General features: G+C 69.0%; 10 protein-coding genes. All 10 read right to left on the reverse strand.

Going from position 1 to position 7,472, the window contains the following annotated elements; translation table 11 throughout:
* Positions 1-213 precede the first annotated feature (213 nt).
* The 10 genes from V7787_RS51710 to V7787_RS51755 all read right to left on the reverse strand — a co-directional run bounded on the left by V7787_RS51710 (position 214) and on the right by V7787_RS51755 (position 7,232).
* On the reverse strand, positions 214-609 hold the full coding sequence (locus V7787_RS51710) for a hypothetical protein (RefSeq protein ID WP_336095276.1): 396 nt from the start codon (positions 607-609) through the stop codon (positions 214-216).
* Between the two features lie 80 nt (positions 610-689).
* Positions 690-1,166 carry a hypothetical protein gene (locus V7787_RS51715; protein WP_336095277.1) on the reverse strand — a complete coding sequence of 159 codons (477 nt, stop codon included), beginning with the start codon at positions 1,164-1,166 and terminating at the stop codon, positions 690-692.
* Positions 1,167-1,272: 106 nt separating this feature from the next.
* A complete protein-coding gene (locus tag V7787_RS51720) occupies positions 1,273-2,037 on the reverse strand; it encodes a hypothetical protein (protein ID WP_336095278.1) in 765 nt (254 codons plus the stop codon).
* Between the two features lie 11 nt (positions 2,038-2,048).
* The gene (locus tag V7787_RS51725; protein ID WP_336095279.1) at positions 2,049-2,543 is read right to left on the reverse strand and encodes a hypothetical protein; all 495 of its coding nucleotides are present in this window, start codon (positions 2,541-2,543) and stop codon (positions 2,049-2,051) included.
* Complete coding sequence (locus V7787_RS51730) at positions 2,540-3,859, reverse strand: FliI/YscN family ATPase (protein WP_442965381.1); 1,320 nt, start codon at positions 3,857-3,859, stop codon at positions 2,540-2,542. Before V7787_RS51730 ends, V7787_RS51725 begins: the two co-directional genes overlap by 4 nt.
* Positions 3,860-3,962: 103 nt before the next feature.
* On the reverse strand, positions 3,963-4,721 hold the full coding sequence (locus tag V7787_RS51735; protein ID WP_336095281.1) for a FliH/SctL family protein: 759 nt from the start codon (positions 4,719-4,721) through the stop codon (positions 3,963-3,965).
* Between the two features lie 49 nt (positions 4,722-4,770).
* A complete protein-coding gene (locus V7787_RS51740) occupies positions 4,771-5,421 on the reverse strand; it encodes a hypothetical protein (protein ID WP_336095282.1) in 651 nt (216 codons plus the stop codon).
* Positions 5,418-6,179, reverse strand: coding sequence for a type III secretion system inner membrane ring lipoprotein SctJ (gene sctJ, locus V7787_RS51745; RefSeq protein WP_336095283.1), 762 nt, complete (start codon positions 6,177-6,179; stop codon positions 5,418-5,420). Before sctJ ends, V7787_RS51740 begins: the two co-directional genes overlap by 4 nt.
* 67 nt (positions 6,180-6,246) lie before the next feature.
* A complete protein-coding gene (locus V7787_RS51750) occupies positions 6,247-6,669 on the reverse strand; it encodes a hypothetical protein (protein ID WP_336095284.1) in 423 nt (140 codons plus the stop codon).
* 167 nt (positions 6,670-6,836) lie between these two features.
* Positions 6,837-7,232: a hypothetical protein gene (locus V7787_RS51755; RefSeq protein WP_336095285.1), complete on the reverse strand. Its 396-nt coding sequence runs from the start codon at positions 7,230-7,232 to the stop codon at positions 6,837-6,839.
* Positions 7,233-7,472: the final 240 nt, after the last annotated feature.

The raw sequence follows: 7,472 nt of genomic DNA on the forward strand, positions 1-7,472 counted from the left end.
CTGCATCGACTGCATGGACGAATTGAACGCGTCCATGTGCGGCTGGTAATCCTGAGCGGTCGCGGCCCCACTCGCGCACACGCTCAACGCCGCGATGCAGACGCCGGCGCGAACGCCGCGCGCGAGGACCGCACACCTCACAAACGCGAAAGGAGCGAAGCCTTGCGGCCCCGCTCCTTCCATGACGCTCGGGCGACCAAGTCGCACCATCGCTTACTTGCCGCGGGCGGCCGTCGCGTTGGTTTCGCCGAGGGTCTTCACCACGTTGGTGAAGGTGTTCATCATCAGCTGGAACTCGGACACGATGGCCTGAGTCTTGAGCATGTCGGACGGCTTGGCTTCGGCCGGCAGACCTTCGATGGCCTTGGTCATCTGGTCGGCCTTCTTGTCGGCCAGCTTGCCGGTCAGTTCGGCGATGGCGTACAGCCAGCCGTTCTTGCCGCTGCTCTTGGCGTCGTGGGTCTTGCTCTCGATTTCCTGGCTGGCCAGAGAGTTGACGAACAGGGCGTTCACGTTGTCGGTCATGATCTTCTCCAATGCGGTAGTGCGTTGTGTGAGATAGAGCGGCTTGCCGAGTTCGCGAACCTGCCCCTGCTTTCTGGTGTCCATATTCCGGTCGCGGCGGGGGGCCTACAAGCTATGGCGTACCCTAGGTGCCGCGCCGCGTCAGGCCGGCGCAAACGCCTGTTTTAGCCGCCATTTCCCCAAGGGTTGCGCGGCGCGGGCTTGCGCGCGGTCGCACGCGAGTCCGGATTTGCGACCGCGGTCGCGGCCTTGGCGGACTTGCGCTGGGCGTTGCGCTCGTTCAGCCACTGCGCGGCGGCTTGTTCGCCCTGTTCACGCCGGCGGCGCGAGTACTCGACCGCGTCCTGAACCGCATCGCGGCGCAGCGGTTCCAGGGTGTCGTCGAAGCGGCGGATGTGGAATTCGCGCTGGCTGGCGTCGGCCTCGGGCAGCAGCGCGTCGACGGCGGCGGCCCAGTCGCGGCGCAGGCCTTCGGGATCCAGCTCGGCCGGTTCGTCCAGGTTCTGCTGCTCCAGCGCGCTGTCGAAGTGACTCATCAGAAAGCTGCGGTCGTCAGCGCTGAGCTCGCCCTGTTCCTGCAACAGGGTTTCAAAGGAGGCCCGCAGCTGGCGGCGCTGTTCGTCGGCGTTCGGGGTGGTCATGGCGGTGGCGATCCATCGGGTTGGGTGATCGGGACGCCGGCGCGCGGTGCGCCGGCACTGGGGCGAGCGGTCCGGCCTCGGCCGGGCCGCGTCGCCGAACGCGGGCTCAATCGTGGAAGTGCGGATCGATGCTGAGCTGGCCGAGGTTGCGCTCGGCGAAACGGCGCATCAGCTCGGGGCTGGCTTCGCGGATCGCATCAAAGCTCGAACGCGAACGCGAGTCGGCGCGCAGTTGCCAACCCGCGGCGGTCTTGGTCAGCAGCAAGTCGGTGCCGGGCAAGGTCTGATCCGACAGCCGCAGCAGCACCTGGCTTTCCTCGCCGTTGGCGCCGCCCTGACCGACCGCGAGCTGGCGCACGTGCCGCTCGATCAAGTCGGCGAACGCGGCCGCGTTGGAGTTGGGCTGCATCGGTGCGGCCGGCGCGGCGTTGTCCGAACGCATCGCCAATTGCGCCTGCCACATCGCCGAGCTTTCGGCCGAGGGCTGGCTGTCGCCGCTGCCGCGGTCGAAACCGACCGAATAGCGGCTGTCGTCGCGCGACTTCTCGCCCACGTGCTGCTGCCGGGCCAGATTGCCGGCGGCCTGATGGCGGCCGCGGTCGGTGGCCAGGCGCTGCTCGCTTTCCTCGGCCATGCCTTCGCCCTCGGCCGAGAGCATGCCCTTCATCGACGGAGTTTCTTCCTCGCCCGGCAAGCCCTTCTGGCCTAGCCCCAGACTCTGGCGCTGCTGCAGCAGGTTGCGGAACTCATCCACCGATTCGGGCGCCGGCGGCTGGCGCGGGATGTCCTTGTTCTGCGCCCGGCGCGCTTCTTGCGCGGCTTCGGCGCGCTTGGCGTCTTCGTTCGAGGAGCTGTTGCGGATCGTGCTCATGGCGACCTCGGTCAGAAAGTGCCGTTGCTAGAATTCTGGCGCGCGGCCAGCAGCAGATCGGCGGAGAGGGCTTCCTCGCGGCGCTGGGTGATCGCGTTCTGTTCCTTGCGCCACACGTCCTTGCGTTTTTCCAATGCGTCCAGCCGCGCCTTGGCGCGGAAGAAGGCCTTGCGCGATTCGTCCAGCGCGGCTTCGGCTTCGCGCAGCTTGCCTTGCGCATCGGCCAGGCGCTGGCGCGCGGCGACCACCAGTTCGGCCAGGTGATCGATATGCGCCTCGCGCTGCGACATCGCCATCGCCCACGGCACGCCGGCGGGCGGCGGATCGAGCAGGCGCAGGCGCTGGTCGGCGCGTTCGTGGTTGAGCGAGGCGATCTCGCCCTCGATCGCGGTGCAGGCGTCGCGCCGGTCCTGCACCTGGCGCTGGCGCTCCAGCACCAGCATGCGCGCGGTTTCGACCCGGTGGGCGCGCAGTTGCAGCAGCGTGTGCAGCGGATAGCGCTTCATCCGAACAACCTGCGCAGCGCGTCGACGGATTGTTTGTAGTCGGCCAGATCGCTGGCCGATTGCTTGAGCAGTTTGCGGATCGGTTCGATCTTCTCGATCGCCACGTCGGCGTCGGCGTCGCTGCCGCGCTTGTACTCGCCCAGTTGCAGCAGCAGCTCGATGTCCTGATGCTTGGCCAGGTATTTGCGCAGCTGGCCGGCGGCGCGTTGATGGCCGTCGTCGGCCACCCGCGGCATGGTCCGGCTCAGGCTGGTGAGCACGTCGATGGCCGGGTAGTGGTAGGCGGCGGCGAGTTTGCGCGACAGCACGATGTGGCCGTCGAGGATCGAACGCACTTCCTCGGCGACCGGATCGTCGCCGTCCTCGCCTTCCATCAGCACGGTGTAGAACGCGGTGATGCTGCCCTTGTCGTTGTTGCCGGCGCGTTCGAACAAACGCGGCATGGCGCTGAACACCGACGGCGGGAAGCCGCGGCGCGCCGGCGGCTCGCCGATCGCCAGGCCGACATCGCGCAGGGCGCGGGCGAAACGGGTGACCGAGTCGACCAGCAGCATCACCCGCTTGCCGCGGTCGCGGAAGTATTCGGCGATGGCGGTGGCGACCCAGGCCGCGCGGCTGCGTTCCAGCGCCGGCCGGTCGGAGGTGGCAACCACGATGATCGATTTCTTCAACCCGGCTTCGCCGAGGTTGTCGTGGATGAATTCGTTGACCTCGCGGCCGCGTTCGCCGACCAGCGCGATCACGTTGACGTCGGCGTCGCCGCCGCGCGCGAGCATGCCGAGCAAGGTGCTCTTGCCGCCGCCGGCAACGGCGAAAATGCCCATGCGCTGGCCGACGCCGGCGGTCATCACCGTATCGATCGCGCGCACGCCGGTGGCGAAGGGGCGCTCGATCAAGGTACGCGCCAGCGGGTTGGGCGAGGCGGCGTAGATCGGAATCTGCACGGTCGGGCCGAAGCCGCCGCGGCCGTCCAGGGCTTCGCCGTTGGCGTCGAGAATGCGCCCGAGCAGGCCGTCGCCGGCGCGCACCGAGGCCTGCCGGCCGGTGGCGATGACTTCGGTGTCGTGGGCCAGGCCGTCGAGCGCGCCCAGCGGCGTCAGCAAGGTGTACTGGCGCGATACGCCGACCACTTCGGCCATCAGCCGGAAGCTGCGGTCGCGCGGATTCCGCAACTCGCACAGCTCGCCGATCATCGCCTTCAGGCCGGTGGCGCGGATCATCGTGCCGTAGGCTTCGGCGACCTTGCCGATGCGCATCACCCGCGGCACGCGCGCCAGCGCGGTTATCAACGGGTCCTGCTGCACCGGCGCGGGCACCGGCTGCAGGATGGTGCGCTGCAGGTTCGCGCTCACGACAACGCTCCGCGCGCTCGCACCGGCGCAGGGCCGCGCGCGCTACGCGACGCGTGCGCGCGAGCGTTCATTCGCCCTGCCCCGTGCCGTGTTCGGCGCCGTACTCGGCGCCCGACAACGCGACCCGGATCGCTTCGATCTGCTGGGCCACGCCGGCGCGCACTTCGCCGACTTCCGAGACCACCACGCAGCTGAGCTTGTCCAGGCTTTCGTCGTCGACCAGTTCGATCACCCCGACCACCGGATGCGCCTGGCGCACCAGGCCCAGGCCCTTGGCCACGTCCTCGCGCACGCTGGGGTGGACCCGGATCAGCAGGAATTGTTCGGCTTGCGCGGCTTCCACCGCGTGCATCACCAGCGGCGGCACCACGCTGCGCGCGTCGAAGTCGGGCGAGATCCGCGCGACGATCGCGCAGGCCAGTTCGGTGACGCGGCTGCCGGCGTCGGCGAGCACGCGCGCGCGGCGTTCGTTGAGGTCGGCCAGCTGCTGCGCCATCTGTTGCTGCGCGCGCGCCAGGCCTTCGGCGAATCCGGCCGCGTAGCCGGCTTCGCGCGCTTGCTTGATTTCATCGCCGGCCGCCGCGTACAGCTCGTTGACCCGGGCCAGCATCTGGTCGAGTTCGGCGACCGCGTTCCATTGCTGGGCCGGCACCACGGTGCCGGCGACCGCGCGTTCGAACTGCTTGCGTTCGAACACCGCCACGGTGCCGCCGGCGCGGCCCAGATCGCGCCGGGTCTCCGGCTCGGCGCCGCCGCGCAACGACGCGCCCACGGCCGCGAGGGCGGCGGCGGTCGGGTAGTCGGCTTGGTGCGGATCGGCGTGCATGGGAAGTCCGGCGAGTGAGTCGATTGAACGCGATGCGGCGCGGCGGCGGTCACGCCGTCAGCGGGCGCGCACCGTGATGAGTATGCAGACGTTCGACCACTTCCGGCGGCAGATGCGCGACCAGCGCCGGCGCGTTGTCGAAGCTGCCGCGCGGCAGCAGCAGCCGCGACCAGTCGGCCAGGCCGGGATCGCGGCGCTCGGCCCACAGGCGCAGTTCGGCGCGGCCGCGGCGGTCGAGCAGATCGAACAACGGCTGATCGCTGTCGCTCGCGCGCAGCGCGTGATCGATCTCGGCCGCCAACTGCGCGCCGAGCGTGGCCTGGACCTTGCCGTCCCAGACCAGGCTGTCGAGCGCGAGCAGATACGAATTGTCCAGCGCCGACTTGAGCCGGCGCACCGGTTCGCGCCGCACTTCGGCGCGGATCGCCGGCGCATACGCCAGCGCGCCCAGATCGCGCACCAACCGCGCCACCCGTTCGCGCGGCCAGCGCACGGCGGCGGCGCCGAAACCGGCGCCGGGTTGCGGCGCCAGCAAGGCCGGCGCGTCGGTGGCGGCGAGCCAGCGCGCGAGCAGGCGTCGGCCGATGGCGCTGTCGCGGGCGGCGTTGAGCAGCTCGGGGGCGATCCGGTCGTTGCCGGTCCCGTGCCAACTCGGATCGATCCCTGCCAGGATCGTCCGCAGCGCCGCCGCGGTGCTCATCCGTTCCAGACCCCGCCGCGGGCGTTGCTCGGCTGCGGTTGCGGTGCCGGCGCGAAGCGCGCGCGCAGACGGCCGAAGAAGAACGCCACGATCGCCAACAGCACCAGCACGCCGGCGCCGATGATCACCGCGCTCAGATCGATCGAGCCGATCACCGCGTTGAGCGGGCCGCTGGTCTGGCTCACCTTCGGCGGCGCGGTGACGGTGAAGAACTTCACCGTGACCTTGTTGACGTCGTCCAGGCCCTCGACGCTGTCCTTGACGAAGACTTTGATGTCGGTCTCGCGCGCGCGCAGGCTTTGCCCGGGCCGCTCGAAGATCAGCACCGAAGCCGACGAATCCTGGACGTTGCCGCCGAGCGGGTCGCGGTCGGGCAAAGCGATGTGCACGCGCGCCTCGACCACGCCGTCGATCCGGGTCAGAGTGCGCGAGAGCTCTTGCGACAGGCCGTAGAGATAACGCGCCTTCTCTTCCAGCGCCGAAGACGCGAAGCCTTCCTTCTTGAACACATCGCCGAGCGAGCGGTACTGCGCGCGCGGCAAGCCGCGCGAGGTCAGCACCTGCATCGCATACGGGATGTCGCCGCGGTTGACCATCACCTCCCAGCCGGTCTTGCTCGGCGAGGGGTCTTTTTCCGCTGGAATGCCCGCGTCCAGCAGCGCCGCCATCAATTCGTTGGCCTGCTGTTCGTCGAGTTGGCTGTACAGCGGTGTGCGCGTGCAGCCGACGATCAGCAGGCAGGCCAGCAGGGCCGCCATGACTCTTACCGCGTTGAAGCCTGACGCCCTACCCATGCATCCCCCGTGTTGTGATGTGCCTTGCTCGTTACGACTGCTGACGGAACAACTGCTGGATGCCGTCCGAGGTGCGGTTGGCGACGTTGGAGGTCAGCTGCGAAGTGAACATGAACTGATGGCAGCGCATGGTCATCTGGATCATCTCGCCCGGCGTCAGTTCGGCGGTGTTGGCCGACATGCTTTGGGTCGCCGCGTCGATCTTGTCGGCGCCGCCGTTGAGATTGTCGAGCGCGGCCAGCACCGCGCGCGCGCCGGTGGACGGCTCGCTGGCGGAGGTCTGCGCGACCTGCGCCGGAGCGCCGGCCTGCTGGGTGCCGCCGCCCGGAGCGGCGCCGCGATCGAACGCGGCCGCGAACTCGCGGATGTCGTAGGCCGAGGCCTGCGGCGACTGCGCCGGCGATGCCGCGGCCGGCTGCGCGGCTTCGGCCGCGACTTGAATGGCTTCGATCATGGTCCTGCTCTCCTGAAACGTTGGGACCGAACGAACAACAAAGAAACCACGCTTTCCGAAATCGTCTTATCGCGGCGGCGGCGCCGGCTCCGGCCGAGCGGCGCGCGGATCGCAAGATCCGGGCGCCGTCGCGGCAGGCAGCGGCGGACGTCGGGCCGCGATGCGAGTCAGTTCTTCTGCGCCAAGGTCTTCAGCGCGTCGGCCACCGCGTTCTGCGAGGTCGAAGCGTTGTTGGAAATGAACTGCATGCGCAGGCTTTCGGACGTCAGCGCGATCATGCTGGACGGCGAATCGTTGCCGCCGCCGATGCTGCCCGACAGTTCGGTGATGCGCGCGGCCTGACCGTCCAGGGTCGCGCCCCAGGCGCGGGCCATCGCCGCGAACCAGCCGCTGCCGCCGCCACCGCCGCCGCCACCGGCGGAAACGCCGCCGCCCGACGAGCTGCTGCCGGCCTGCGCGTTCTTGCCGTTGCCGATGTTGTTGCTCTTGTTCACATCGGCGATGAAGGTGCTCACCAGACCGGCGGTACCGCCGCCAGCGCCCGGATTCACTGCATTAGTCATGACGTCTCTCCTGCTCGTTGCGGCGAGGCCGCTGAATGGCGTGAAACAACGGATGGCACTGAAACTGCTGCGCGAAACGTACGGTTAGGTATGGCGTTTTACAGATGCAGAGTGCCACCTTGGATTAGATCGGTGATTCAGCGGTGAAACCACCTAGTGCTAACCCGGGGGTGGCCGTATTCATTGTCGATTCCCGGGGCGCGAGGGCGCCTCGGCGACGGCGCCGGGCGCGACCGCTTT

Source organism: Pseudomonas sp. CGJS7 (genome assembly GCF_036961695.1).

Bases quoted from the DNA above. Each gene is read 5' to 3' on its own strand.
- V7787_RS51710 (WP_336095276.1), bottom strand. From the start codon at position 609: ATGGACACCAGAAAGCAGGGGCAGGTTCGCGAACTCGGCAAGCCGCTC.
- V7787_RS51755 (WP_336095285.1), bottom strand. From the start codon at position 7,232: ATGACTAATGCAGTGAATCCGGGCGCTGGCGGCGGTACCGCCGGTCTG.
- V7787_RS51750 (WP_336095284.1), bottom strand. From the start codon at position 6,669: ATGATCGAAGCCATTCAAGTCGCGGCCGAAGCCGCGCAGCCGGCCGCG.
- V7787_RS51725 (WP_336095279.1), bottom strand. From the start codon at position 2,543: ATGAAGCGCTATCCGCTGCACACGCTGCTGCAACTGCGCGCCCACCGG.
- V7787_RS51720 (WP_336095278.1), bottom strand. From the start codon at position 2,037: ATGAGCACGATCCGCAACAGCTCCTCGAACGAAGACGCCAAGCGCGCC.
- sctJ (WP_336095283.1), bottom strand. From the start codon at position 6,179: ATGGCGGCCCTGCTGGCCTGCCTGCTGATCGTCGGCTGCACGCGCACA.
- V7787_RS51740 (WP_336095282.1), bottom strand. From the start codon at position 5,421: ATGAGCACCGCGGCGGCGCTGCGGACGATCCTGGCAGGGATCGATCCG.
- V7787_RS51735 (WP_336095281.1), bottom strand. From the start codon at position 4,721: ATGCACGCCGATCCGCACCAAGCCGACTACCCGACCGCCGCCGCCCTC.
- V7787_RS51715 (WP_336095277.1), bottom strand. From the start codon at position 1,166: ATGACCACCCCGAACGCCGACGAACAGCGCCGCCAGCTGCGGGCCTCC.